This window comes from Streptomyces sp. NPDC097617 (assembly GCF_044761485.1).
GTDB lineage: Bacteria > Actinomycetota > Actinomycetes > Streptomycetales > Streptomycetaceae > Streptomyces.
On record NZ_JBIWCL010000001.1, the window covers coordinates 58,218 to 81,208 of the forward strand.

The 22,991-nt window shown below is 72.7% G+C and carries 22 protein-coding genes and 1 riboswitch; of the genes, 9 read left to right on the forward strand and 13 right to left on the reverse strand.

Annotation, left to right across the window (positions count from 1 at the left end; genetic code table 11):
* Positions 1-109: 109 nt before the first annotated feature.
* Together ACIQZO_RS00320 and ACIQZO_RS00325 are read right to left on the reverse strand one after the other, a co-directional pair.
* Positions 110-793 carry an HAD-IA family hydrolase gene (locus ACIQZO_RS00320; protein ID WP_403617816.1) on the reverse strand — a complete coding sequence of 228 codons (684 nt, stop codon included), beginning with the start codon at positions 791-793 and terminating at the stop codon, positions 110-112.
* Between the two features lie 133 nt (positions 794-926).
* Positions 927-1,100 carry a peptidoglycan-binding protein gene (locus ACIQZO_RS00325; RefSeq protein WP_403617818.1) on the reverse strand — a complete coding sequence of 58 codons (174 nt, stop codon included), beginning with the start codon at positions 1,098-1,100 and terminating at the stop codon, positions 927-929.
* 10 nt (positions 1,101-1,110) lie between these two features.
* Here ACIQZO_RS00325 and ACIQZO_RS00330 point away from each other — a divergent pair, with 10 nt between their 5' ends.
* Positions 1,111-1,875, forward strand: a complete 765-nt coding sequence (locus tag ACIQZO_RS00330) for a hypothetical protein (protein WP_403617820.1) — start codon at positions 1,111-1,113, stop codon at positions 1,873-1,875.
* Positions 1,876-2,009: 134 nt separating this feature from the next.
* Positions 2,010-4,079: a DHA2 family efflux MFS transporter permease subunit gene (locus ACIQZO_RS00335; protein ID WP_403617822.1), complete on the forward strand. Its 2,070-nt coding sequence runs from the start codon at positions 2,010-2,012 to the stop codon at positions 4,077-4,079.
* A gap of 40 nt (positions 4,080-4,119) precedes the next feature.
* Here the strand turns inward: ACIQZO_RS00335 and ACIQZO_RS00340 are convergent, their stop codons facing one another.
* Positions 4,120-4,689 (reverse strand): GNAT family N-acetyltransferase, encoded by a 570-nt coding sequence (locus ACIQZO_RS00340; RefSeq protein ID WP_403617824.1) that lies wholly within the window; start codon positions 4,687-4,689, stop codon positions 4,120-4,122.
* A gap of 107 nt (positions 4,690-4,796) precedes the next feature.
* Here ACIQZO_RS00340 and ACIQZO_RS00345 point away from each other — a divergent pair, with 107 nt between their 5' ends.
* Positions 4,797-5,207 (forward strand): nuclear transport factor 2 family protein, encoded by a 411-nt coding sequence (locus tag ACIQZO_RS00345; RefSeq protein WP_403617826.1) that lies wholly within the window; start codon positions 4,797-4,799, stop codon positions 5,205-5,207.
* A gap of 255 nt (positions 5,208-5,462) precedes the next feature.
* Here ACIQZO_RS00345 and ACIQZO_RS00350 read toward each other — a convergent pair whose 3' ends face one another.
* On the reverse strand, positions 5,463-5,813 hold the full coding sequence (locus ACIQZO_RS00350; protein WP_403617828.1) for an antibiotic biosynthesis monooxygenase family protein: 351 nt from the start codon (positions 5,811-5,813) through the stop codon (positions 5,463-5,465).
* Positions 5,814-5,982: 169 nt separating this feature from the next.
* Positions 5,983-6,186 (reverse strand): antitoxin, encoded by a 204-nt coding sequence (locus ACIQZO_RS00355; protein WP_403617830.1) that lies wholly within the window; start codon positions 6,184-6,186, stop codon positions 5,983-5,985.
* Between the two features lie 216 nt (positions 6,187-6,402).
* Here ACIQZO_RS00355 and ACIQZO_RS00360 point away from each other — a divergent pair, with 216 nt between their 5' ends.
* The 3 genes from ACIQZO_RS00360 (at position 6,403) to ACIQZO_RS00370 (ending at position 9,826) form a co-directional block, all read left to right on the forward strand.
* Positions 6,403-8,475 carry a bifunctional glycosyltransferase 87/phosphatase PAP2 family protein gene (locus ACIQZO_RS00360; protein ID WP_403617832.1) on the forward strand — a complete coding sequence of 691 codons (2,073 nt, stop codon included), beginning with the start codon at positions 6,403-6,405 and terminating at the stop codon, positions 8,473-8,475.
* Between the two features lie 94 nt (positions 8,476-8,569).
* Positions 8,570-9,076 carry a hypothetical protein gene (locus ACIQZO_RS00365; protein ID WP_403617834.1) on the forward strand — a complete coding sequence of 169 codons (507 nt, stop codon included), beginning with the start codon at positions 8,570-8,572 and terminating at the stop codon, positions 9,074-9,076.
* Positions 9,077-9,079: 3 nt separating this feature from the next.
* Positions 9,080-9,826 carry a hypothetical protein gene (locus ACIQZO_RS00370; RefSeq protein WP_403617836.1) on the forward strand — a complete coding sequence of 249 codons (747 nt, stop codon included), beginning with the start codon at positions 9,080-9,082 and terminating at the stop codon, positions 9,824-9,826.
* A gap of 345 nt (positions 9,827-10,171) precedes the next feature.
* Here the strand turns inward: ACIQZO_RS00370 and ACIQZO_RS00375 are convergent, their stop codons facing one another.
* Entirely contained in the window at positions 10,172-11,416 is a 1,245-nt protein-coding gene (locus ACIQZO_RS00375) for a cytochrome P450 (RefSeq protein ID WP_403617838.1), read from the reverse strand.
* Between the two features lie 242 nt (positions 11,417-11,658).
* Here ACIQZO_RS00375 and ACIQZO_RS00380 point away from each other — a divergent pair, with 242 nt between their 5' ends.
* Entirely contained in the window at positions 11,659-12,828 is a 1,170-nt protein-coding gene (locus ACIQZO_RS00380; protein WP_030390693.1) for a steroid 3-ketoacyl-CoA thiolase, read from the forward strand.
* Between the two features lie 136 nt (positions 12,829-12,964).
* Here the strand turns inward: ACIQZO_RS00380 and ACIQZO_RS00385 are convergent, their stop codons facing one another.
* From ACIQZO_RS00385 to ACIQZO_RS00415, 7 genes are all read right to left on the reverse strand, one after another.
* Positions 12,965-13,369: a transglycosylase SLT domain-containing protein gene (locus tag ACIQZO_RS00385; RefSeq protein ID WP_403617840.1), complete on the reverse strand. Its 405-nt coding sequence runs from the start codon at positions 13,367-13,369 to the stop codon at positions 12,965-12,967.
* A 299-nt stretch (positions 13,370-13,668) separates the two neighbouring features.
* Entirely contained in the window at positions 13,669-14,613 is a 945-nt protein-coding gene (locus ACIQZO_RS00390) for an ECF transporter S component (protein ID WP_403617842.1), read from the reverse strand.
* Complete coding sequence (locus ACIQZO_RS00395; RefSeq protein ID WP_403617844.1) at positions 14,610-16,382, reverse strand: ABC transporter ATP-binding protein; 1,773 nt, start codon at positions 16,380-16,382, stop codon at positions 14,610-14,612. Before ACIQZO_RS00395 ends, ACIQZO_RS00390 begins: the two co-directional genes overlap by 4 nt.
* A complete protein-coding gene (locus ACIQZO_RS00400) occupies positions 16,379-17,665 on the reverse strand; it encodes an energy-coupling factor transporter transmembrane protein EcfT (RefSeq protein ID WP_403617846.1) in 1,287 nt (428 codons plus the stop codon). The genes ACIQZO_RS00395 and ACIQZO_RS00400 overlap by 4 nt, the downstream gene beginning before the upstream one ends.
* The gene (locus tag ACIQZO_RS00405; protein WP_403617848.1) at positions 17,662-18,348 is read right to left on the reverse strand and encodes an SCO2322 family protein; all 687 of its coding nucleotides are present in this window, start codon (positions 18,346-18,348) and stop codon (positions 17,662-17,664) included. Before ACIQZO_RS00405 ends, ACIQZO_RS00400 begins: the two co-directional genes overlap by 4 nt.
* A complete protein-coding gene (locus ACIQZO_RS00410; RefSeq protein ID WP_403617850.1) occupies positions 18,348-19,601 on the reverse strand; it encodes a prenyltransferase/squalene oxidase repeat-containing protein in 1,254 nt (417 codons plus the stop codon). Before ACIQZO_RS00410 ends, ACIQZO_RS00405 begins: the two co-directional genes overlap by 1 nt.
* A gap of 129 nt (positions 19,602-19,730) precedes the next feature.
* Positions 19,731-19,811: riboswitch (cobalamin riboswitch) on the reverse strand.
* 79 nt (positions 19,812-19,890) lie between these two features.
* Complete coding sequence (locus ACIQZO_RS00415) at positions 19,891-21,009, reverse strand: MBL fold metallo-hydrolase (RefSeq protein WP_403617852.1); 1,119 nt, start codon at positions 21,007-21,009, stop codon at positions 19,891-19,893.
* Positions 21,010-21,217: 208 nt separating this feature from the next.
* Here ACIQZO_RS00415 and ACIQZO_RS00420 point away from each other — a divergent pair, with 208 nt between their 5' ends.
* Entirely contained in the window at positions 21,218-22,681 is a 1,464-nt protein-coding gene (locus ACIQZO_RS00420) for an aldehyde dehydrogenase (RefSeq protein ID WP_403617854.1), read from the forward strand.
* On the forward strand, positions 22,681-22,914 hold the full coding sequence (locus ACIQZO_RS00425; RefSeq protein WP_403617856.1) for a ferredoxin: 234 nt from the start codon (positions 22,681-22,683) through the stop codon (positions 22,912-22,914). The genes ACIQZO_RS00420 and ACIQZO_RS00425 overlap by 1 nt, the downstream gene beginning before the upstream one ends.
* Positions 22,915-22,991: the final 77 nt, after the last annotated feature.

The following is a 22,991-nucleotide window of genomic DNA, read 5'->3' on the forward strand; positions in this document are numbered from 1 at the left end:
CTGACGGGAAACCCCCGTATACGTCTCTGACTACCGGCCCCGTGGATCCCGCCCCCCGGGAGCCACCCCGTGCGGGGCCTGACCCCGCTCGCGCGGAGCTCCGTACCGCCTACTCCGCCGCGCGCAGCGTGATGGTGATCGAGCCGTCCGGGGTGGTTGTGACGTTCAGGGAGCGCAGGTCCGGGACGTGGGCCGTCGGGGCGTGGGCGGCTGCGCGGGGGCCCACGCCGATCACGCGCATGCCTGCCGCCCGGCCCGCGGTGATGCCCGCGGCCGAGTCCTCGAAGACGATGCAGTCGGCCGGGTCCACACCCAGTGCGGCGGCGCCCATGAGGAAGCCCTCCGGGTCGGGCTTGCTGGCCTGGACGGATTCGGCCGTGACCCGTACGTCGGGCATCGGCAGGGCAGCGGCGGTCATCCGGGCCGTGGCCAGGGCCGTGTCGGCCGAGGTGACCAGGGCGTGCGGCAGGCCGTCTATCGCGGCCATGAACTCGGGGGCGCCCGCGACCGGGATCACGCCGTCGGTGTCAGCCGTCTCGCGGGCCAGCATCACCGCGTTCTCGGCGTGGTTGACCTCCATGGGGCGGTCCGGCAGCAGCACGGCCATGGTGGCGTAGCCCTGGCGGCCGTGGACCACCTTCATGGCTTCCTGCGGGTCCAGGCCGTGGGAGAGCGCCCAGTCGCGCCAGCAGCGTTCGACCACCGCGTCGGAGTTGACGATCGTGCCGTCCATGTCCAGGAGCAGGGCCTTGGCGGTGAGGACGACGGGTGCGGTGGTGGTGCTGGCCGGCATGGGCGGGCTCCAGACGGGGCGGGAAAGAGAACAAGTGGTTCCGTCCACCGGTCAGGGAAAGAGGACGGAACCACTTTGTTCCCTCACGATACAAAACAAAGGGCAGTCTGCGCCAACCGCGAGCATGTGACCCTCATCCCTCCAGGGCCTTGCGGGTCACCGGGCCGTAGAAGCCCCATTCCATGTGGTCGATGCCCCTGTCGTACTGGAACTCCGACACGGCGTCCTCCACCCGCCAGTCGAACCGGCCGTTGATCTTGCCCCGGTACAGGCCGCGCGCCGCCAGTAGGCGCTGGAGCTTCTCCACCTCCGGGCCCGTGTCCCCGAACCGCAGGGTCGGGGCCTGCGGGGCCGGCGGGCTGGAGGAACGACTCGCACTCGGCGTCGGGCTGGGGGACCGGGACGCAGACGTGCGGGACGCGCTGGGCGAGGGTGACGGTGACGCCGACTTCGAGGCGCTCGGCGACGGGGAGGCCGAGGGGGACGGGCTGACCCTGCTCGGGGACGGGCTTGCGGAGGGCGCGGCCGGGGCGGCGCTCGCCGAAGGCGCCGGCGCCTTCGTCTCCACCAGCGCCGCATCGCTCGTGTCGGAGCTCGGCAGCGCCCACACCGCCACCGCCGTCCCGCTCAGGGCGACCACCGCCGCGGCGCCGAGCAGCAGGGCGAGGGGCTTTCGGGAGGCCGGGCCGGTGCGCTTCTCCGGGCCCCCGCCCCCACCCCCTCCTCGCCCTCCGGACGTGCTGCCCGCGTGCGGGATCGCGCGGAGCTGGACCGTCTCGGCCGGGTGCGGCGCGTGCACGGCCGGCACGGCCGGCACGGCCGGCCACGGTCCGTCCGCCGGCCGCACGGGTATCCCGTACGCCGGAGTGTCGTCCTGCGCGGGCTCAGGCACCGGCACCGGCGCGGGTGCCGGGCGCGCGTCCGGGGCCACCGCGCCGGACACCGGCTGCGGGGGCATCGGGGCGTCCGGTTCGCCGGGGTCGGGCAACGTCACGTACGGGCGGATGCGCAAGGGGTTGAAACCCACCCCTGGCACACACCCGCAGCCGGCGCCTGGGGCGCCGCATTCTGGACAGTGCTGACGGCTCACTGGACTCCCTCCCTGGCTATTGCCTGCGATTATGCAGACCCGCGGGGGCCCACCCAACCGCCCGAGAGGCCATAACCGGACACACCGCTCAGGATGGAAATGTTGATCCGGCCTGAGGAGGTATCGATGGCTCAGGATGTGACCGCGCAAGGCACGGACCCCGCTCCCGACCCGGAGAAGACCGGCCCCGCCGCCGAGCACACCTCCCGCGAGGTGCTCGTCTCCATCGGAGCCCTGCTGCTGGGCCTGCTGATCGCCGCGCTCGACCAGACCATCGTCTCCACCGCCCTGCCGACCATCGTCAGCGATCTCGGTGGCATGGCACAGCTGTCGTGGGTCGTCACCGCCTACATGCTCGCCTCCACCGCCGCCACCCCGCTGTGGGGCAAGCTCGGAGACCAGTACGGACGTAAGCGGCTCTTCCAGTACGCCATCGTCCTCTTCCTCATCGGGTCGGCACTGTGCGGGCTCGCCCAGGACATGCCGCAGCTCATCGGCTTCCGCGCGCTGCAGGGCCTGGGCGGCGGCGGGCTGATCGTGCTGTCGATGGCGATCGTCGGCGACATCGTCCCGCCCCGCGAGCGCGGCAAGTACCAGGGTCTCTTCGGCGGCGTCTTCGGCGCGACCAGCGTGCTGGGCCCGCTGCTGGGCGGCGTCTTCGTCGACAACCTGTCCTGGCGCTGGGTCTTTTACATCAACCTCCCCATCGGTGTCGTCGCACTCGTCGTCATCGCCGCCGTCCTGCACATCCCGAAGCGCTCCTCGAAGCACACCATCGACTACCTCGGCACCTTCCTCATCGCCTGCGTCGCCACCTGCCTCGTGCTCGTCGCCTCCCTCGGCGGCACCTGGGGCTGGGGCTCGGCCCGGATCATCGGCCTCGCGGTCCTCGGCGCCGTCCTACTCGCCGTCTTCCTCCTCATCGAGCGCAAGGCCACCGAGCCCGTCCTGCCACTGGGTCTGTTCCGCATCCGGACCTTCACCCTCTGCTCGGTGATCAGCTTCGTCATCGGCTTCGCGATGTTCGGCGCGATGGTCTACCTGCCGACCTTCCTGCAGGTCGTCCAGGGCGTCTCACCGACCATGTCGGGTGTCCATATGCTGCCTATGGTGATCGGCATGCTCATCACCTCCACCGCCTCCGGTCAGATCGTCAGCCGCACCGGGCGCTGGAAGGTCTTCCCGATCGCCGGCACGGGCGTGACCGCGATCGGTCTGCTCCTCCTGCACCAGCTGCACCGCACCAGCTCCACCTGGGAGATGAGCGTCTACTTCTTCGTCTTCGGCGCCGGCCTCGGCCTGGTCATGCAGGTGCTCGTCCTGGTGGTGCAGAACGCGGTCAGCTACGCCGACCTCGGGGTCGCCACCTCCGGTGCCACCTTCTTCCGCTCCATCGGCGCCTCCTTCGGTGTCGCGATCTTCGGCACGGTCTTCACCAACCAGCTGGACGACAAACTGTCCACCGCGCTGGCGGGTGTCACGCTCCCGGCCGGTGCGAGCGTCGCGCAGCTGGAGGCCGACCCACGGGCCATCAGCGCACTGCCCTCCGGGCTCCAGCCGCAGGTGCTCGACGCCTACGCCACCGCCATCACGGACGTGTTCCTCTACGCCGTGCCGATCGTCCTGATCGCCTTCGTGATCGCCTGGTTCCTGAAGGAGGACAAGCTCCGCGCCTCGGTCACCGCACCCGATGTGACCGAGACCCTGGCCTCCAATCCGGTCCACCGCTCCTCCCGCGACGAGGTCGCCCGCGCGCTGTCGGTCCTCGGCACCCGTGAGGGTCGCCGCCACGTCTACGAGAAGATCACCGAGAAGGCCGGCTACGACCTGCTGCCCGCCGCCAGCTGGATGCTGCTGCGGATCAAGAGGTACGGATCCACGGAGCCCTCGGTGCTCGCCGAGCGAGCCAACGTGCCACTGAAGGTCATCACGGACGCCGCCCGCCAGGTCGAGGAGCGCCGGCTCGCCACCCGTGAGGGGCTCGCGCTGGTCCTGACCGAACAGGGGCAGGTGGCCGCCGCGAAGCTCGCCGAGGCCCGGCAGGAGTCCCTCGCCGAGCTGCTCGGCGACTGGTGGGGCCCGGACCGTCCGACGGATCTGGTGAAGTTGGTGGAGGAGATCAATACGGAGCTGTGCGGTTCCGACGCCGAGGAGCCCTACGATTCCGCGCCGCGCCGGGACCACGCCGCCCCCTAGCGCGCCCACGGGCCGCCCCTTCGACGGGGCGCGCGCGGGCTCAGGCCGCCAGGCGCTTCTCGAACCAGTGCTGCGCATACGGGCCGGAGCTGTAGGCGGGTATTTCCCGATACCCGTGCCGCGTGTACAACGCGCGGGCCTCCACGAGATCCGACCGGGTGTCCAGCCGGACCCGCTCGGCGCCCAGCACACGCGCCTCGGCTTCCAGGACCTCCAGCAGGGCCGCCCCGCCGCCCGTGCCGCGGGCCCGCCGGTCGACATACACCCTGGTCAGCTCGGCGGTGACGGGGTCGAGCAGTCGGACGCCGCCGCACGCCAGCGGCTCGCCGTCCAGCCTGCCGACGACGAACTGCCCCGTCGGCGGGGCCAGCCCGTCGTCCGGAAAGTCCAGCAGCCCTTGGTCGATCTCGGTCTCGGTGACCTGGCGTTTCCAGTACCGGCCGGCGACCTCGGCGTAGTACGCGCGGCGCAGGGCGGTGGCGTCCCGGGTGGTGAACGCCTCGGAGGTCACCACCCATGCCGGGGCGGATGCGGTGGAGGGCGTGGACGCGGCGGATGCGGCGGATGTGTCGAGGGTGCCGTGTTCGTGGTGTTCGCTGTGCGTGGTCATGGCGTCATTGTGGAGTTCGCGGTGGATCTCCCGCGTGGAATATCCACAAGGCCGGGCCGATGATAGGAAAAAGGACATTCCCTGCTGACCCGGAGGGTGGGAACGCCATGTCAGAGCACCCCGACTGTGCCCTGGTCCGCCGCGGCTACGAGGCCTTCGGCAAGGGCGACATGGAGACGATGAGCACGTTGCTGACGGCCGATGTGATCCACCACGTGCCGGGCGGCAACCCGCTGTCCGGGCACCACAAGGGGCGGGAGAACGTACTCGACCTCTTCCGCCGCCTCTCCGAGGAGACGAAAGGGACCTTCCAGGTGCACCTGGAAGCGGTGATGGCGGACGGGCGGGGCCATGTGATGAGCTTCCACACGGCGCATGGCGACCGCGGTGACCGCGGTATCGAGATCCGTCAGGGACTCTTCTTCACGATCATCGGCAACAAGATCACCGACATCGACCAGTGCACCGCGGACATCGACGAGGAAGACATCTTCTGGGGGACGCGAGTCGAGGGCTGAACCCATCCGGGGCTGAACCATCCGGGGCTGAACCCGCCCGGGGCTGACCCCCCCCGGGGCTGAACCCCCCCGGGGCTGAACCGACCCGGGGGGAGCCTACGCGGGGCCGGGCCGGCCGATCCCGGTGAGGGGTCCGGCCGGACCGAAGACGGCCCGGACCGAACCCGCGCCGAACCCGGCCCGGACCAAACCCTGCCCGGACCGAACCCGCGCCGACCCCGGCCCGCTCCGACCCCGGGCCGGCCCCGTCTCGCCTCAGGCCTTCTTCGGCGCCGCCTGCTGCACGACCTCGAACGACCACACCGTCGAGGCGGACGCCGCGGGCTTCGGCCGCTCGCCGTCGCCGCCGCCCTGGGGGCCGCCCTGACCGCCGCCCTGGTGAGCGGCCTTCATCGGCCCCTCCATCCACGCCTGAAAGTCCTGCTCCGAACGCCAACGCGTGTAGACCAAGTACTGGTCAGTGCCCTCCACCGGGCGCAGCAGCTCGAACCACTCGAAGCCGTCCGAGCCCTCCACCGTCCCGGCCCGAGAGGCGAAGCGCTGCTCGAGCACCTCCCGCTGCTCGGCGGGAACCGTCAGCACGTTGATCTTTACAACACTCGGCACGTGGCACCTCTCATGAACGCGAGCCGGGCTGTACGCCCGGCCTTGACGATGTGCGTGCAGTCTCCTACATCCCCTACATCCCCTACATCCCCGTGGGCGCGCAGGAGCCCCCGGTGGTCACTCGGACCGCCGGGGACTCGGCCACGTGCTCGTGGTCACTGCCAGAAGGTCACTGCTGGGGCGGGCGCCCCTCCCCGGAGGCGGGCGGCTGCTTGCCGAGCTGTTCGTTCAGCTTCTGCTGCGCCGTGTCGACCTGGCTCTGGTACTTGTTGCCGGTCTTCGCGTCGAAGGCGTCACCGGCCTTCTCGACGCCTTGGCGGGCCTGGTCGGGGTGCCCCTTGATCAGGCCTTTGAGCTTGTCAAGCATGGACATGAGCCATCCTCTCCACGGAATGCGTGTCACTTTCAGCTTCGCCATGAAGTGCGGTGTCCGCACCCGGAGCGCCCCCGTCCGCCGTGTCATTGATCTTCGTGATGGGCGCGAGCGCCGTCCGAGGCATCCCGCGGGAGATATCGTCGTGCGGGTAATGGAGCGCGGCAGCCAGGCAAAGTCAGGGTTGCGGTCAACAGGGCGGGAGGCCGGCGAGGCGTGGCTAACGCGGCAGAGCACAGCGGTGCGAACGGACATGCCGGAGTCATAGGCGACAACAACAGGCTAGGGGCGGCACGCCTCCTCCTGTGGGCGCTGGCGGGCGCTCTCGCCGTCAGACAGGCCGCCGCCGTGCTGCGCGTGCCACCCGGCGAGTGGCTGAGCGGCTTCCACCTCCCCGGCAGCCTGCCCGGATCGGTCTACGACACCGGCCAGTTCTCCGGGACCCCCTTCGCCGGGCTGGTCCTCAAGCCACTGGTCGGCCTCGCCGCCCCGTCGCTGGAGGTCGCCTGGACCTGCGTGACGCTGCTGTGCGTCGCCGCCATCGGGCTCGTCGCCGCGCGCGGCCTGCCCGACCCGGTGCCGCGGCGCACCGCGCTGCTCGCCGCGCCCGTGCTCACGGCCCTGATGATGGTCTCGCTGCCCGTCCGCGAGGCCGCCTCACCCGGCCAGACCGCCGTCCTGCCCGTCCTGCTGGTGCTGCTGGCGGTCTTCCGCGTGCCCGGCGACCGGCCCGCGGGCTTCCTCCTCGGCCTCGCCGCCGCCCTCCAGCCGGCGCTGCTGCTCTTCGCCCCGCTGCTGTGGCTGACCGGCCGCCGGCCCGCCGCGCGCACCGCCGCCGTGACCTTCGCCGGAGCCACCGCGCTGTCGTGGGCGGCCATGCCGCGCGACTCATGGACGTACTGGATCGAGCGCCTGGCCGGCACCGGCCTCGGCGGCGTCCCCGACGGCCTCGCCAACCAGTCCGTGCACGGCGCGCTGCTGCGCCTCGGCCTGACCGGGCCGCTCGAGATCCTGCTCTACGCCGCCCTCGCGGGCGCCGTCGTCTGGTTCGGCCTGCGCCGCGCGGTCCGCTACGCCCGCGACGGCCAGCTGCTGCTCGCCGTCGCCGTCACCGGCTGCGTGGCCGTCGCCGTGTCCCCGGCCGGCTGGCGCCACCAGATGCTGTGGGTGCTGCTCGCCGTCGCCGGCAAGGTGGGCAAGCGGGCCGCCGACCGCCCCGTGTGGCCGGTGGCCGTGGTCCTCGCGATGACCCTGCCGAGCACGATGCTGCTGCCGAACCTGGCCGCACTGGCCCCCGTACGCGACAACGTCCTGCTCCTGACCGCCGTGGCCGCGGCCTGCGCCGTACCGTTCCTGCCGCGCTCCTCGCCGTACTGGCGCGAGCCCGTACCGACGGACTACGGCCGGCCGGCGGCCGCCCGCTGGGCGCGGGTGCCGCTGCTGCCGTTCTGGCGGCGGGTGCTGTCCCGCCCCAACCTGCTGCTGGAACTGCTGCTGATACGGGTCGGTTACTCGCTCTACTCGCACATCCGGGCCGCCGCGCCCACCAGCCGCAGCCTCGCCGAGGGCAACGGCAACCAGATCCACGGCATCGAGAAGGCGCTCGGCATCGACATCGAGCACGCCGTCAACCACGCCGTGGTGGGCACGCCCGGGCTGGAGGCGTTCTTCAACTTCTACTACACCTCCTTCCACTTCGTGGTCCCGCTGACGATCCTGGCGGTCCTGTACTGGCGCCGCCCCGGCGACTACCGCTGGGCCCGCGCCTCCCTGGGCCTGGCCACCGTCCTCGCCCTCGTCGGCTTCTGGCTCTACCCGCTCGCGCCGCCGCGCCTGATGCCGGGCCTCGACTTCATCGACACCGTGCACGGGCCGCAGGACCTGGCCAACCCCTCGTACGGGGCCATGACCGCGATCTCCAACCAGTACGCGGCGATGCCCTCGCTGCACTTCGGCTGGTCGCTGTGGTGCGGGATCGTCATCGTGGTGCTGGCGCCCAAGGGCTGGCAGAAGCTGCTCGGCGCGCTGCACCCGCTGATCACGGTGTGCGCGATCGTCGCCACCGCCAACCACTGGGTGCTGGACGCCGTCGGCGGGGCCGTCGTCGTGAGCGCCGGCTTCGGGCTCGTGTACGTGCTCTCCGGGCCGCGGGGGCTCCAGCTGAACCTGCCCGGGCAGCGCACGGGTGCGCAGCAGCCGGGTGCGGGGCCGAGCCGGGCGGACGAGGGGTCGCACGAGGAGTCGAACCAGGGGGAGCGGAAGGTACGGGCGTCGGCGCGGACCCCGTAGCGGGTACGCGACACCGCCGCGGCCCCCTCGGGCGCCGCGCTCCCGGGCGCCGCTCCCGCAGGCGGCGCTCCCGACCCGGTGCCAGCATCGGGTCATGAGCGCAAAGCCGACAGGGGTCGCACAGGCCGCCGGACCCGACTGGCGCAAGCGGACACTGCTCGGCGCCGGGGCGTTGGCCGCACTGGTCGTGGCCTACTTCGTCCTGGCCGCCACCATTGCGCGCTGGTGGTCCCAGCGGGTGGGGTCGGCCGTCGACGGGCACCTCGCCACCGGGCTGCTGCTCGGCCTGCTCTTCGGCTTCGCCTGCACGCTGTTGCCGCTGATGCTGGCCTGGATCGCCCTGCGCAGGCGGCGGTCGTGGAAGGCCACCGCCGGCTGGCTGGCGGTGGCCCTGCTCCTGGCCCTCCCCAACCTGTGGACGCTCAGCGTGGTCGCGGGCGGGGGCGGCGCGGCGCACGCCGGGCAGCGGGTCATGGACGTACAGGCGCCGTGGTTCCGCGGGGCCACCCTGGCGGGCGCGATCGCCGCCGTAGTGGCCTTCGGCGCCTTCCTGTACCTCGACCGCCGGCGCCGTACGCGACCGGCCCGTCGGGCGGCCTGACCCGTGGGCGACTGGTACCAGCGCCAGATCGTCGAGCCCGGCAAGCAGCCGCTGCTGTGCCTGCTGCTGGGCTTCCTCGGCGCGTTCCTCTTCATTCGGATCAGCGTCCGGCTGATCCGGGCGCAGGTCTCCTGGTGGCCGAAGAACGTCACACCGGGCGGACTGCACATCCACCACGTGGTCTTCGGCGTGGTCCTCATGATCGTCGGAGGGTTGGGGCTCGCCTCACCGATCGGGATCAGGTCCCCGTGGGCCGAGATCGACGCGGCGGTGTTCGGCATCGGCACGGCGCTGGTGCTCGACGAATTCGCGCTGATCCTGCACCTGAAGGACGTCTACTGGTCCGAGCAGGGCCGGCTCTCGGTGGACGCGGTGGTGGTCGGCGCGGCGGCGTGCGGGCTGCTGTTGCTGGGGGCGTCGCCGTTCGGCGTCGACGACGCCTCGCAGGACGGTACGAGGGCCTCCGGCTGGACGTACGTGGTGGTGGTCGGGGTGAACGCGGCGTTCGCGCTGGTGGCGCTGGCCAAGGGGAAGGTGTTCACCGGGCTGCTGGGGGTCCTCGTACCGTTCTTCGCGCTGGTCGGGGCGGTACGGCTGGCCCGGCCGGGGTCGCCGTGGGCGCGGGCGCGGTATCCCTGCGGGGGGCGGAAGGAGCGGAGGGCGCGGGTGCGGGAGGAGAGGGAGGGGTGGCGTCGGCGGGTGCGGTTGCGGGTGTACGACGTGGTGGCGGGGCGGCCGTCGGAGCCGTAGCCCTGGCCGGGCCGTAGCCCTGGCCGTAGCCCTGGCCGGGCCGGGCGGGGGTGTTCGGGTGGCTCGGGGTGGCCGAAGGGGCGCCGGGGCGTGGAGGGCCCCGGCGCCCCTTCGGCTGGATCGCCGCTGTCTGCCAGGATCACTCCGTTCGGGGTGGGCCGCCACTCGAACGGGTGCGGCGCCGTTGCCGGGGCGCCGCCCCCGGACCCCGCGCCTCAAACGCCGGCGGGGCTGGGGGCGCGCCTCAAGCGCCGGCGAGGGTGGGGGTGGGCTTCCAGCGTCGGCGGGGCTGGGGATGTGCGCCGGCGGGGCTGGGCATGTGCCGGGAGTGTGCCGGCAGGGGGGTCAGGGGTGGGTTACGCGGAGTTCTTTGATGCCGTTGAGCCAGGCTGCGCGGAGGCGGCGCGGGGGTGCGTTCGTCAGGTGGAGGTCGGGGAGGGTGTCGGCCAGGGCGTTGAAGATGAGGTCGATCTCCATCACCGCCAGGGACTTGCCCAGGCAGAAGTGCGGGCCGCCGCCGCCGAAGCCCAGGTGGGGGTTGGGGTCGCGGGTGATGTCGAAGACGTCCGGGTCGGTGAAGACCGCGGGGTCGTGGTTGGCGGAGGAGTAGAACATCCCCACGCGGTCGCCCGCCTTGATCTTCTGGCCGCCCAGTTCGGTGTCCTGGGTGGCGGTGCGCTGGAAGGACACCACCGGGGTGGCCCAGCGCACGATCTCCTCGGCGGCCGTCGACGGCCGGGTCGCCTTGTAGAACTCCCACTGCTCGGGGTGGGTCAGGAAGGCGTGCATGCCGTGGCTGATGGCGTTGCGCGTGGTCTCGTTGCCCGCGACCGCCAGCAGCAGGACGAAGAAGCCGAACTCGTCGGAGCCGAGGTTGCCCTGGCCCTCGGCCGCCACCAGCTGGGTGACGATGTCCTTGGCCGGGCACTCCTTGCGCTGGGCGGAGAGGTTCATCGCGTAACCGATGAGTTCCATCGCCGCGTTGGAGCCGACCTCCTCGGTGATCGCGTATTCCGGGTCGTCGTAGGCGATCATCTTGTTCGACCAGTCGAAGATCTTGGTGCGGTCCTTCTGCGGTACGCCGATCAGTTCGGCGATGGCCTGCAGCGGGAGTTCGCACGCCACCTGCGTGACGAAGTCGAAACTGCCGTCGGCCGCCGCGGCCGCGGCCTCCTCGACGATCTTCCGGGCGCGGTCCCGCAGGGCCGCCTCCAGGCTGCGGATAGCCCGCGGGGTGAAGCCGCGCTGCACGATCTGGCGTACGCGTGTGTGTTCCGGCGGATCCATGTTCAACATGATCAGGCGCTGGGCATCTATCGCATCACGCGGAATGTGCTCGTTGAAGCGGATGATCGCGGTGTTGGTCGTCGAGGAGAACAGTTCCGGGTGCGTGGAGACGTACTTGACGTCCGCGTGCCGGGTCACGGCCCAGTAGCCCTCGTCGTCGAAACCGGTGATGCCCCGCCGCTGCGGGCACCACCACACGGGCGCGGTCTGCCGCAGCTGCGCGAATTCCGGGAAGGGGACCCGGCTTTGGAGCAGGTCTGGGTCGGTGGCGTCGAAGCCGTCGGGCAGTGCGGGGCAGGACATCGGGCAACTCCAAAGTCTGACGGACCATCAGAAGTTGGCTTGAAGGTAGTAACGAGTTCTAGAAGTGACAAGGGTCGTGGCGCCAACTGTTGCGTGTGGAATCCGTGCAAGGCGTGTGCAAGACCCTTGCGTGCCGGGGCCTGAGGTCATAAGACTGCGGGGAGAACTAGAACGCGTACTAGTTCGAGGCGGGGCGCCGGGACGGCCCGCCGTGCTGACGCAGTGCAGGAGAGGACGAGCTCATGGCCGCGGAACCCGTCATTGTCGAAGCCGTACGCACCCCCATCGGTAAGCGCGGGGGCGCTCTCGCCAACCTCCATCCCGCCTACCTGCTCGGTGAGACCTACCGCGAACTGCTGGCCCGTACCGGAATCCAGCCCGACTGCGTAGAGCAGATCGTCGGCGGCACCGTGACGCACGCCGGCGAGCAGTCGATGAACCCCGCCCGCAATGCCTGGCTCGCCATGGGGCTTCCGTACGAGACTGCCGCGACCACGGTGGACTGTCAGTGCGGCAGCTCCCAGCAGGCCAACCACATGGTCGCCAACATGATCTCCGGCGGGGTGATGGACATCGGCATCGCCTGCGGAGTCGAGGCGATGAGCCGGGTGCCGCTGGGGTCGGGATCCAAGCACGGTCCGGGCAAGCCGTTCCCGGACGAGTGGAACGTCGACCTCCCCAACCAGTTCGAGGCCGCCGAGCGGATCGCCCGCCACCGCGGCCTGTCCCGCGAGGACGTGGACCGGCTCGGGCTCCTCTCCCAGGAGCGGGCCGCCGCGGCGTGGGCCGAGGAGCGGTTCAAGCGCGAGACCTTCGCCGTGCAGGTGCCGACGACCGAGGAGGAGCAGGCCGCCGGACAGGGCATGTGGCGCCTGGTCGACCGGGACGAGGGCCTGCGCGACACGAGCATGGAGGCGCTGGCCCGGCTCAAGCCGGTCATGCCCACCGCCGTGCACACCGCCGGGAACTCCTCGCAGATATCCGACGGCGCCGCCGCCGTGATGTGGGCCTCGCGCAAGATGGCCCGCGCCCTCAAGCTCAAGCCGCGCGCCCGGATCGTCGCCCAGACGCTCGTCGGCGCCGACCCCCACTACCACCTGGACGGGCCCATCGACGCGACGCGGGCCGTGCTCGGCAAGGCCGGCATGTCGTTGCGGGACATCGACCTCGTGGAGATCAACGAGGCCTTCGCCTCCGTGGTCCTGTCCTGGGCGCAGGTCTTCGACCAGGACCTGGAGAAGGTCAATGTCAACGGCGGGGGCATCGCCCTCGGCCACCCCGTGGGCGCCACCGGCGCCCGGCTGATCACCACGGCGCTGCACGAGCTGGAGCGCCGTGACAAGGAGTTCGCGCTGATCACCATGTGCGCGGGAGGCGCGCTGGCGACCGGCACGATCATCCAGCGCCTGTGAGGCGCCACTGACCCGTGGGATGGGATGCAGAAGGCCCCGGAGGCCGGACCTGGGGAGGCCGGCCGCCGGGGCCTTCGTATGTCTGCTGCGCTGAGCCGAGCTGAGCAGCTGCGCTGCTGTGCTGTCCGCCGGTGGCTCAGTACCAGTGGTTGGCGGACCAGAAGTTCCAGGCGCCGACCGGGCTGCCGTAGCGGTCGTTCATGTAGTCCAGGCCCCACTTGATCTGGGTGGCCGGGTTGGTCTTCCAGTCGGCACCCGCGGAGGCCATCTTCGACGCCGGCAGGGCCTGGGCCAGGCCGTACGCGCCGGAAGAGGCGTTGGTCGCGGTGTGGTCCCAGCCGCTCTCGTGCGAGATGATCTTGTCGAAGGCGGCGAACTGGGCCGGGTCCTTGATCATCTGCTGCGCGATCGCCTTGGCGCTCATCGGGGCGGCCTGCGCGGGAACCGCGGCCAGCATGGAACCGGCGACGCCCAGGGCGAGGACGGTACCCGTGAGGGTCTTCTTCGAGGCGGCGATGCGGCGGATGACAGAGTTGGACACGGATTGACCTTCCGAAGGGGACAAGGGCGGTCGCACGGCATGTCGAGGACATGCGTGAGCCACTCACGCAAAGGAGAGGGGTTCGCAGGCGGCGGGTGAAGCACCCGTGCCGCCCGGCGACTCATCCAGTTCTACAGACGCCCCGACGGCCTGGCAAAGGTCGTTCTTACTAGCGGCCCTCGCAGCGGGCGGGCGGCCGACCGCCGGCGGGGGCGGTTTCGGGGCCTCCGGGGCCTACTAGCCGGGCTCGTAAGTGACGTGGCTCCTATGGGACGGGTCACCGGGGCAGGGCCCGAATGTCACCCTCCGCTGCTGTTTGTGCGCCTTTGGGAGACCGGTTCGCGCTCGGATTCGGCCCCCGGATCGAAGGAGACGGGGGCGTCGAACGCAGCTTTACGGGTGGCCCGGCGCAGCGCCTTCAGCAGGGTCGCGCCCAGCGTGAGGGTCAGTACGACCGTCAGCACGGCCCGGCCCAGGTCCCAGCCCACCGAGGTCGCCAGGCAGTACGCGACGAACCGCGCCAGGTTCGCGGCCACCGGATCCCCCGGATGGAAGGAGATGCCCTGCCCCATGCCCTGCAGGATCACCCAGCCCTGCAGATTCATGATCGTGCCGTACGCGAACGCGCCCGCGAAGCCGTACGCCGCCAGCATCAGCAGCTCCGCACGCCCCCGGATCCGCTCCGGGCCCGGCAGCAGCCCCGCGCCCAGCGCGAACCAGCCCATCGCCAGCATCTGGAACGGCATCCACGGCCCGACCCCGCCCGTCAGCAGGGCGGAGGCGAACATCGTCACCGAGCCCAGCACGAAGCCGAAGCCGGGGCCGAGCACGCGCCCGCTGAGCACCAGCAGGAAGAACATCGGCTCCAGCCCGGCCGTGCCCGCGCCCAGCGGTCTCAGCGCCGCGCCGACCGCGGCCAGCACACCGAGCATCGCCACCGCCTTGGCGTCCATGCCGTTGTCGGCGATGGTCGCCACGACGACCGCCACCAGGAGCGGGAGCAGCGCGGCGAAGAGCCAGGGGGCGTCCTGGGAGTGGGCGAGGCCCGACTGCCGGTCGGCGAGCAGCGGCCAGCCGAAGGCCGCGATGCCGATGAGAGTGACGAGGACCAGGGCGGCGGCGGCGCGGGGGCCGATACGGACGGGGCGGGCGGGGCGCACGGGGTGGGCCGGGCGATCGTGCCGGTCCGGGCGATCGTGCCGGTCCGGGCGATCGTGCCGGTCCGGGCGGGCGGGGCGGTTCATCGGGCCGCCTCCGCCGCTGCGAGGGCCTCGGCGACCTGGGTCACGGTGAGCCAGTGGCCCGGGGCCAGGACCTTCGCCACCTGCGGCGCGAAGGCGGGGGAGGAGACGACGACCTCGGCGGTCGGACCGTCCGCGACCACCTCGCCGCCGGCCAGGATCACCACGCGGTGGGCCAGCTCGGCGGCCAGCTCCACGTCGTGGGTGGCCAGGACGATGGCGTGCCCCTCGGCGGCCAGGCCGCGCAGGATCTCGATCAGGCGGACCTTGGCGGCGTAGTCCAGGCCGCGCGTGGGTTCGTCGAGGAGCAGCAGGGCGGGGCGGCCGGTGAGGACCAGCGCCAGGGCGAGGGCCAGGCGCTGGCCCTCGGAGAGATCGCGCGGGTGGATGTCGTCGGGGACGTCCGGAAGCAGCGCGGAGACGAGAGCGCGGCAGGTGCCGGGGGCCGCGGCGGCGTCGGAGTCGGCGGCGGCGCACTCGGCGGCGACCGTGTCGGCGTAGAGGAGGTCGCGGGGTTCCTGAGGGACGAGGCCGACGCGGCGCACCATCTCGGGCGGGGCCGTGCGGTGGGGGGTGCGGCCGCCGACCGTCACCTCGCCGGTGGTCGGGGTGACCGTACCGACGAGGGCGGACAGGAGGGTGGACTTGCCGGCGCCGTTGCGGCCCATGAGGGCGATGGTTTCGCCGGGGGACACGGCGAGGGTGACTCCGTGCAGGGCCTGTACGCGGCCGCGGCGGACGCAGAGGTCGTGGACCTCGGCCGGTCCCTGGCCGGGAGCTGTCGCGGTGGTGGGGCCGGGCCTGCCGCGGCGGAGCAGGCGCGCGAGCAGCCCGGGGGCTTCGGCAATGGGGGCTCCGCCCTCGGACCCCCGTGCCTCGAGCGCCGGCGGGGCTTGATTCGCCTCGAGCGCCGACGGGGATGAAATCGCCGCCGCTGGATCTTTCAGCCCCACCGCAGGCGACAAGCGGGCCAGCAGCGGAGCGGACCGGCGGCGGGCGTCGCGGATCGAGAGGGGGAGCGGGGACCAGCCCGCGAGGCGGCCCAGGGAGACCACCGGCGGATGGACCGGGGAGACGGCCATGATCTCCGCCGGGCCGCCGATGACCGGAGCCGCGCCCGGCGAGGGCAGGAGCAGGACCCGGTCGGCGTACTGGACCACCCGCTCCAGGCGGTGCTCCGCCATCAGCACGGTCGTGCCCAGGTCGTGGACCAGCCGCTGGAGGACCGAGAGGACCTCCTCCGCCGCCGCCGGGTCGAGCGCCGACGTCGGCTCGTCCAGCACCAGCACCTTCGGGTGCGGGGTGAGGACCGAGCCGATCGCGACCCGCTGCTGCTGGCCGCCGGACAGCGTCGCGATCGGCCGGTCGCGCAGCTCGTTCAGGCCCAGCAGGTCCAGGGTCTCCTCCACCCGGCGGCGCATCACCGCAGGCGGCAGACCCAGGGACTCCATGCCGTAGGCGAGCTCGTCCTCCACCGTGTCCGTCACGAAGTGCGCGAGGGGGTCCTGGCCGACCGTGCCCACCACGTCCGCGAGCTCGCGCGGTTTGTGGGTGCGCGTGTCCCGTCCGGCGACCGTGACCCGGCCGCGCAGGGTGCCGCCCGTGAAGTGCGGGACCAGCCCGGAGACCGTCCCCAGCAGGGTGGACTTGCCGACGCCCGACGGGCCGACCAGCAGCGTCAGTTCCCCCTCGGGGATCTCCAGGTCGACATCCCGGAGGGAGGGGCCGGCCGCGCCCTCGTAGGTGACCGACACCTGTTCGAAGCGGATCACTGCGACGCCTCCTTGGGCGGTACGGGTGCCACGAAGGCGGGCAGCAGGCCGATCAGGATCGCGGCCGCCGGCCACAGCGGGAGCACGGGGGCCGCCAGCGGGACCACACCCGGGTGCAGGGCGGCCGGGTCGACGGAGCCGGCGTGGATCAGCAGGGCGGCGACGGCCGCGCCCGAACCGGTGACCAGCCAGGCGCGCGGACCCCACCGGTCGGGCCGGTAGCGGGTGCGCACCGACCGGCGGCCGCCCAGACGCAGGCCGGCGACGGCCAGGGCGGCGCCGATGCCGAGCACGGGGAGCCCGTACGCGGCGCCCTGCGCGGCGAGCAGGCCGTACGTGCCCGCGCACATGCCGAGGAGGCCGCCGAGGGTGAGGGCGTTGGTGGTGTGCCGGACGGCGGGCGGGACCTCGGCCGTGCGGCCGTAGCCGCGGGCGTCCATCGAGGCGGCGATGGCGACGGAGCGTTCCAGCGCGCCCTCCAGGACCGGCAGGCCGATCTGGAGGACGGCCTTCACCCCGCCGGTGGGGCGGCCGCGCAGTCGGCGGGCGGTCCGCAGGCGCACGACGTCGGCGACCATGTTCGGCGCGAAGGTCATGGCGACGACGACGGCGACCCCGGCCTCGTACAGGGCGGCCGGGAGGGACTTCAGCAGTCGCGCCGGATTGGCGAGGGCGTTCGCGGCGCCGACGCACACCAGCAGGGTGGCCAGCTTCAGACCGTCGTAGAACGCGAAGACGAGCTGCTCGCCCGTGACCCGGCCGCCGAAGCGGATGCCCTGGGCCCAGGCGGGGAGCGGGATCTCCGGGAGGGTGAACAGGAGGTGCGAGCCGGGGATCGGGGAGCCGAGGAGCATGGAGAAGAGCAGGCGCAGGCCGATGACGAAGAAGCCGAGCTTGAGGAAGGCGCCGTAGGAACGGGCCCAGGGCGCGTCGGTGCGGCGGGCCGCGACCACGTACCCGGCGACGCCGATGATCAGCCCGAGGAGGAGGGGGTTGGTGGTGCGGGAGGCGGCGGTGGCGAGGCCGAGGGCCCACAGCCACCAGGCCCCCGCGTGCAGGGCGGTGGCGCGACCGGACTGCGGGGGCTTCCACCGTTCGTACGTCGACCGGCGCGGGCCCTCCCGCGCCGCGGCCGGACTCCGGCGGGCCGGGGTCACGTCGCCGGGTGCGGCTCCGGTGTCCGTGCGGTGGGCCTGCGGCCGTGCCCGGCGGATACCGGTGCCGGGGGCCGCGGTGCGGCTCGCCCCGGTGGCCGGCTTGCCGTCGGCGTCGGGGGGTGTCATCGGGCGCGGCGGCGGCGGGACTGCCAGACGGCGGCCGCGGCCAGGGCGGCCACCGCGGCGATGCCCGCGAGCAGGCCCGCGGACGGGCCCCCGTCGTCGGCATCCGCATCCGCATCGGCGCCGGCTTCGGCTTCGGCTTCGGCGGCCGGGGCCGGGGACCGCGTCGGGCCGTCCGCGACCTGGTCGCCGCATCCCTGCTTCGGGTAGCCGGAGATCGCGCACAGCAGCGCCGCGCTGTTGTAGCGCAGCGGCTTGGCGACCGAGGCCAGGGCCTCGGCCGTCGTGGCGTCCGGGGCCACCTGCGCGCAGGCCGTGCGCGGGGCCTTCTCCGGCGGGGTGTCGCCCGCCGCGGCGTCCTCGGGGACGCCGAAGTCGATGACGAGCGCCACCCGCTTGCGGCCCTCCGCCGGGGCGGTCGCCCCGCAGACGGCCTCGAAGTCGGCCGCCCTGCGCGGCTGGGCCACCTCCCCCTCCGCGTCCTTGCTCACCGAGAAACGGAAGCCCTGGACGGCGCCGTCCGCCGGGCGGGCCAGCGACGGGCCCTGGGTGGCGTACGACCACTGGCGGCCCGCCCCGTCCCAGAACGACCAGTAGCGGTAGCCGGCCGCCAGCGCCGGAGTGGCGGCCAGCAGGGCCAGGGCGATCCCGAGGGCGAGGGCCACGGCGGGCAGGCGGCGGCGCATCAGGACTGGTTCTTCTTCCGGCGGCCGCTCAGCAGGACGCCGATGCCGATACCGGCTGCGGCGCCCGCACCGACGATCCACCAGACGCTCTGGCCGCCGGAGGGCTCCTTCTTCTCGCCGCCCACATCGATCGCCTCGGTGTCCGCGCCCGCCGGGGCCGGGCCGGTCGCGTTCAGCGCGGCGACCAGGTCGGTGCCGCCGAAGGACTTCGGGTCGGTGCCGGTCGCGTGCGCGGCCAGGACCAGCGTGCCCAGGGCCGCCGGGCTGCCCTTCGCCCACTCGGCGGAGTTGGCCTTCAGCCACTCCAGCGCGCTCGCCGCCGACTCCTTGTGCCCGGCGGCGGCCAGGGCGATCACGGCGTCGGCGGTGTTGCCGGTGTCCGGGGTGGGCTGGTCCGCGCCCGGGGTGACGGCCGTCAGGTGGCCGTCCTTCTTGAGGGCCTCGGCGAGGTAGCCGGCCGCGCCCTGGGCGGCGGCCACCGGGTCGGCGGCGTTCGCGGCCGGGCAGGTCAGCGGGGCCGCGGGGGTGTTCTCGGCGGTGGGGACGACGGCCGCGCCCTTGCCGAGGCCGGCCAGGGCCGCGGCAGCCGTGGCGTCGGGGTTGGCGAGGAGCTTGCCGTCGACGGGCTGGTAGGCGAAGGCGCCGCGGTCGGTGGCGGGCTCGGTGGCGCAGCCCAGCTGGAAGGGGAGCAGGCCCTCGTACGCCGACTTGCCCGCCTTGGACTTGACCTCGGCCGGCTTCTCGCCCGCCACGGCGAGCGCGCTGATCACCACGGCGGTGGAGTTGGCGTCGCTGGGGGAGCCGGGCACGTAGCTCCAGCCGCCGTCCTCGTTCTGGACGGACTTCAGCCAGTCGACGCCCTTCCTGACGTCCCCGTCGTGGCCGCCGAGGGCCTGCAGGGCCTGCACGGCCGCCGCCGTGGCGTTCGTGTCGTACATCGTCTTCGCGTCGCACTCCACGGCGGGGTTCGCACGGAAGGAGGTGAAGCCGCCGTTCTGGCACTGCTGGCCGACCAGCCAGACCATGGACTTCAGGGAGGGCTTGACGCCGACCGTGTGCTGGGCGAGCAGCGCGAAGGACTGCCGCCACACGCCGTCGTAGGTGGGGTCGTTCTTGCCGTAGAGACCGGCGGGGACGGCCGGCGGCGCGGAGGGGGAGGCGGGCGGCGCGGTGTCGGCGAGGGCTGCGGGGGCGGCGCCCACGCAGAGCACGGCGGAGGCGGCGAGCGCGGCTGCGCTGCGACGGACGATCATGGGGTGCGGGTGCCTCTCGTACGGGGGAACCGGCAGCAGGCACGCACAGGCACCGGGCTCCGGCTCCGTTTACCTCGACGGTGCCGGCCGCCGGGGCTCCGGCGGCACGAGCCGCGCACCTGCGGTACGGGGCATTCCGGCTCCCCGCCCGGGCGGTGCCGGGTGTGGGTCACGGTTGCGGGTCAGCGCCGGAATTGCACCGGCTTCCCCCCGTACAGAGGTGTGGACGACGGGTTCACTCTACCGGCCCGTAACCGGCGGCCTCCGGGGCGCATGGGCCGGGTGCCCCTTACACGGCCCGGTACGTCACCGGGTCCGTACCCGGCACCGCCTCGGCACGGCCCTGCTTCACCAGCCGCCGCAGATGGGCCTCCGCCTCCGAGACGGCGATGTTGCGGGAGCCGTACGGGATCTGCTCCCAGGGCCGATTCCACTCCATCCGCTCGGCCAGCGCCCACGGGGTCAGCGGCTCGGCCAGCAGGGCCCGGAGGTGGGCGAGCCGCTCGTCGTGGTGGTCGAGGAGTTCCCGTACGCGGGCGGGGGCGTCGGTGAAGGCGTGCTGGTGGGCGGGGAGCACCTCGGCGGGGCCGAGCCGGCCGATGCGTTCGAGGGAGTCGAGGTAGTCGCCGAGGGGGTCGGTGACGCGGGTGTCCTCCGGGGCCTCGTAGAGGCCGATGTGCGGGGAGATCCCGGGCAGCAGGTGGTCCCCGGAGAAGAGGCGGCCGTTGCCGGGGAGGTTCGCCGGGTGCTGCTCCTCCAGGTGCAGGCAGACATGGCCGGGGGTGTGGCCGGGGGTCCAGATCGCGCGCAGCCGGCGCCCGGCGAGGGGGAGCAGCTCGGCGGGGACGATCTCCCGGTCGGGGACGGCGGCGCGCAGGCCGGGCAGGGTCCGCGTACGGCCGCTCGCGCGGGCGGCGCGCAGCGGGGCGATGTGCTCCTCGGGGGCTCCGGCGGCGGCGAGCTTGTCGCTCATGTAGTCGAACCAGACGCCGGGCTCGGAGGCGCGGGTGCGGACGACGACCTCGGTGTCGGCGGCGTGCATGGCGATCCAGGCGCCGGACGCCTCGCGGACCTGGCCGGAGAGGCCGTGGTGGTCGGGGTGGTGGTGGGTGATGACGACGCCGTGGACGTCGGCGATCGCGATGCCGAGTGCGGCGAGGCCGGCGACGAGGGTGTCCCAGGAGGCGGGGTCGTCCCAGCCGGTGTCGATGAGGACCGGGCCGCGGTCGGTGTCGAGGACGTGGACGAGGGTGTGGCCGAGGGGGTTGTCGGGGATGGGGACCTTGAGGGCCCATACCCCTCCGCCGTGGTCGGTGACCTGCGGTGTGTCCTCGGTGACCTGCGATGTGTCCTGCGATGTGTCCTGCGGTGCGTCCTCGGTGGCCTGTGACGTGCCGTCCTCCGTCATGCGCCCTCGTCCTCCCCTGTTGCCGCCCTCGGATGAGAACGTGTTCCAGTAGTAGCCCAAGTCGACCACTTTCCGGGCTCCCTGACTAGCCGTTCGATCTTCTCCGCCGCGGTTGTGCCGCTGTCGCCACCGTTCCGTCCTGGCCGTGGACTCCTCTAACTAGAACTGGTATCAGTTCTGGAACGCCAAGCCGCAGGAGGCATCAGCCATGACCGAGCTCGTGGAACACGGAAAGCTGTTCATCGGCGGGGAGTGGACGGATCCGCTGGGCACCGACACGATCCGGATCGTCTCCCCCCACACCGAGCAGGTCATCGGATCCGTCCCGCACGCCTCGAAGGCGGACGTCGACCGCGCCGTCGCCGTCGCGCGCAAGGCGTTCGACGAGGGGCCCTGGCCGCGGATGACCCTGGACGAGCGGATCGCCGTCGTCTCCCGGATCAAGGACGCCATCGCCGTCCGGCACGAGGAGATCGCCCGGTCCATCAGCTCCCAGAACGGCTCCCCGTACTCCTGGAGCGTCCTGGCCCAGGCGCTCGGCCCGATGATGGTCTACGACGCCGCGATCACGGTCGCCCGCGCCTACCCGTACGAGGAGCACCGCCAAGGCGTCCTCGGCCCGATCCTGGTGCGCCGGGAGCCGGTGGGCGTGGTCGCCGCCGTCATCCCGTGGAACGTCCCGCAGTTCGTGGCGGCGGCCAAGCTGGCGCCGGCGCTGCTGACGGGTTCGACGGTGATCCTCAAGCCGTCGCCCGAGGCGCCGCTGGACTCCTACATCCTCGCCGACATCGCGCGCGAGGCCGGACTTCCCGAGGGCGTGCTGTCGATCCTGCCCGCCGACCGCGAGGTCAGCGAGTACCTGGTCGGCCACCCCGGCGTCGACAAGATCGCCTTCACCGGCTCGGTCGCGGCCGGCCGGCGCGTGATGGAGGTCGCCGCGCGCAACCTCACCCGCGTCACCCTCGAACTCGGCGGCAAGTCGGCCGCCGTGGTCCTCCCGGACGCCGACGTGGCGACCGCGGTCGCCGGGATCGTCCCCGCGGCCTGGATGAACAACGGCCAGGCCTGCGTGGCCCAGACCCGCATCCTCGCCCCCCGCAGCCGCTACGAGGAGGTGGCCGAGGCCCTCGCGGCGGCGGCCGGCGCGCTGATCGTCGGCGACCCGCTCGACCCGGCGACGCAGCTCGGCCCGCTGGTGGCCAAGAGGCAGCAGCAGCGCTCGCTGGACTACATCCGCATCGGTCAGGAGGAGGGCGCGAAGGTCCTGTCGGGCGGCGGCCGCCCGGCGGGCCTGGAACAGGGCTGGTACGTGGAGCCCACCCTCTTCGGGGACGTCGACAACTCCATGCGGATCGCGCGCGAGGAGATCTTCGGCCCGGTCGTCTGCCTGATCCCCTACGGGGACGAGGCCGAGGCGGTACGGGTCGCCAACGACTCGGAATTCGGCCTCAGCGGCAGCGTCTGGACCGGCGACGTCGAGCACGGCATCGACTTCGCCCGGCAGATCCGCACCGGCACCTTCAACGTGAACACCTTCAGCCTGGACATGCTCGGCCCGTTCGGCGGCTACAAGAACAGCGGCGTGGGGCGGGAGTTCGGCCCGGAGGGGCTGAGCGAGTACCTGGAGCACAAGATGATCCACCTCCCGGCGGGCTATGAGGCGGGTGCCTGATGGGTGACCGCTGGCTGGTCGAGGTGGACCGCGGGGTCTGCATCGGCTCGGGCATGTGCGTCAACCACGCCCCGGACGGCTTCGTCCTGGACTCGGCACGCCAGTCCCACCCGCGCGCGCCGCAGTCGGACGCGAACGAGCCGACCCTCACGGCGGCGGAGGGCTGCCCGGTGGAGGCCATCCTGATCACCCTGGCGGCGACGGGTGAACCGGTGTTCCCGCCGGAGGAGTGACGTGCGCGGCAGCGCCCCGGTACGGCGCGAGCGATACCGGGGCCGCCGTGAGCTCCTCAGCCGAAGACGGCCATGCT

What these genes read in the sequence shown, in the direction of transcription:
- ACIQZO_RS00320 (WP_403617816.1), bottom strand. Translation starts at nt 793, where the DNA reads ATGCCGGCCAGCACCACCACCGCACCCGTCGTCCTCACCGCCAAGGCC.
- ACIQZO_RS00335 (WP_403617822.1), top strand. Translation starts at nt 2,010, where the DNA reads ATGGCTCAGGATGTGACCGCGCAAGGCACGGACCCCGCTCCCGACCCG.
- ACIQZO_RS00340 (WP_403617824.1), bottom strand. Translation starts at nt 4,689, where the DNA reads ATGACCACGCACAGCGAACACCACGAACACGGCACCCTCGACACATCC.
- ACIQZO_RS00345 (WP_403617826.1), top strand. Translation starts at nt 4,797, where the DNA reads ATGTCAGAGCACCCCGACTGTGCCCTGGTCCGCCGCGGCTACGAGGCC.
- ACIQZO_RS00355 (WP_403617830.1), bottom strand. Translation starts at nt 6,186, where the DNA reads ATGTCCATGCTTGACAAGCTCAAAGGCCTGATCAAGGGGCACCCCGAC.
- ACIQZO_RS00365 (WP_403617834.1), top strand. Translation starts at nt 8,570, where the DNA reads ATGAGCGCAAAGCCGACAGGGGTCGCACAGGCCGCCGGACCCGACTGG.
- ACIQZO_RS00375 (WP_403617838.1), bottom strand. Translation starts at nt 11,416, where the DNA reads ATGTCCTGCCCCGCACTGCCCGACGGCTTCGACGCCACCGACCCAGAC.
- ACIQZO_RS00380 (WP_030390693.1), top strand. Translation starts at nt 11,659, where the DNA reads ATGGCCGCGGAACCCGTCATTGTCGAAGCCGTACGCACCCCCATCGGT.
- ACIQZO_RS00390 (WP_403617842.1), bottom strand. Translation starts at nt 14,613, where the DNA reads ATGAACCGCCCCGCCCGCCCGGACCGGCACGATCGCCCGGACCGGCAC.
- ACIQZO_RS00400 (WP_403617846.1), bottom strand. Translation starts at nt 17,665, where the DNA reads ATGACACCCCCCGACGCCGACGGCAAGCCGGCCACCGGGGCGAGCCGC.
- ACIQZO_RS00405 (WP_403617848.1), bottom strand. Translation starts at nt 18,348, where the DNA reads ATGCGCCGCCGCCTGCCCGCCGTGGCCCTCGCCCTCGGGATCGCCCTG.
- ACIQZO_RS00410 (WP_403617850.1), bottom strand. Translation starts at nt 19,601, where the DNA reads ATGATCGTCCGTCGCAGCGCAGCCGCGCTCGCCGCCTCCGCCGTGCTC.
- ACIQZO_RS00415 (WP_403617852.1), bottom strand. Translation starts at nt 21,009, where the DNA reads ATGACGGAGGACGGCACGTCACAGGCCACCGAGGACGCACCGCAGGAC.
- ACIQZO_RS00420 (WP_403617854.1), top strand. Translation starts at nt 21,218, where the DNA reads ATGACCGAGCTCGTGGAACACGGAAAGCTGTTCATCGGCGGGGAGTGG.
- ACIQZO_RS00425 (WP_403617856.1), top strand. Translation starts at nt 22,681, where the DNA reads ATGGGTGACCGCTGGCTGGTCGAGGTGGACCGCGGGGTCTGCATCGGC.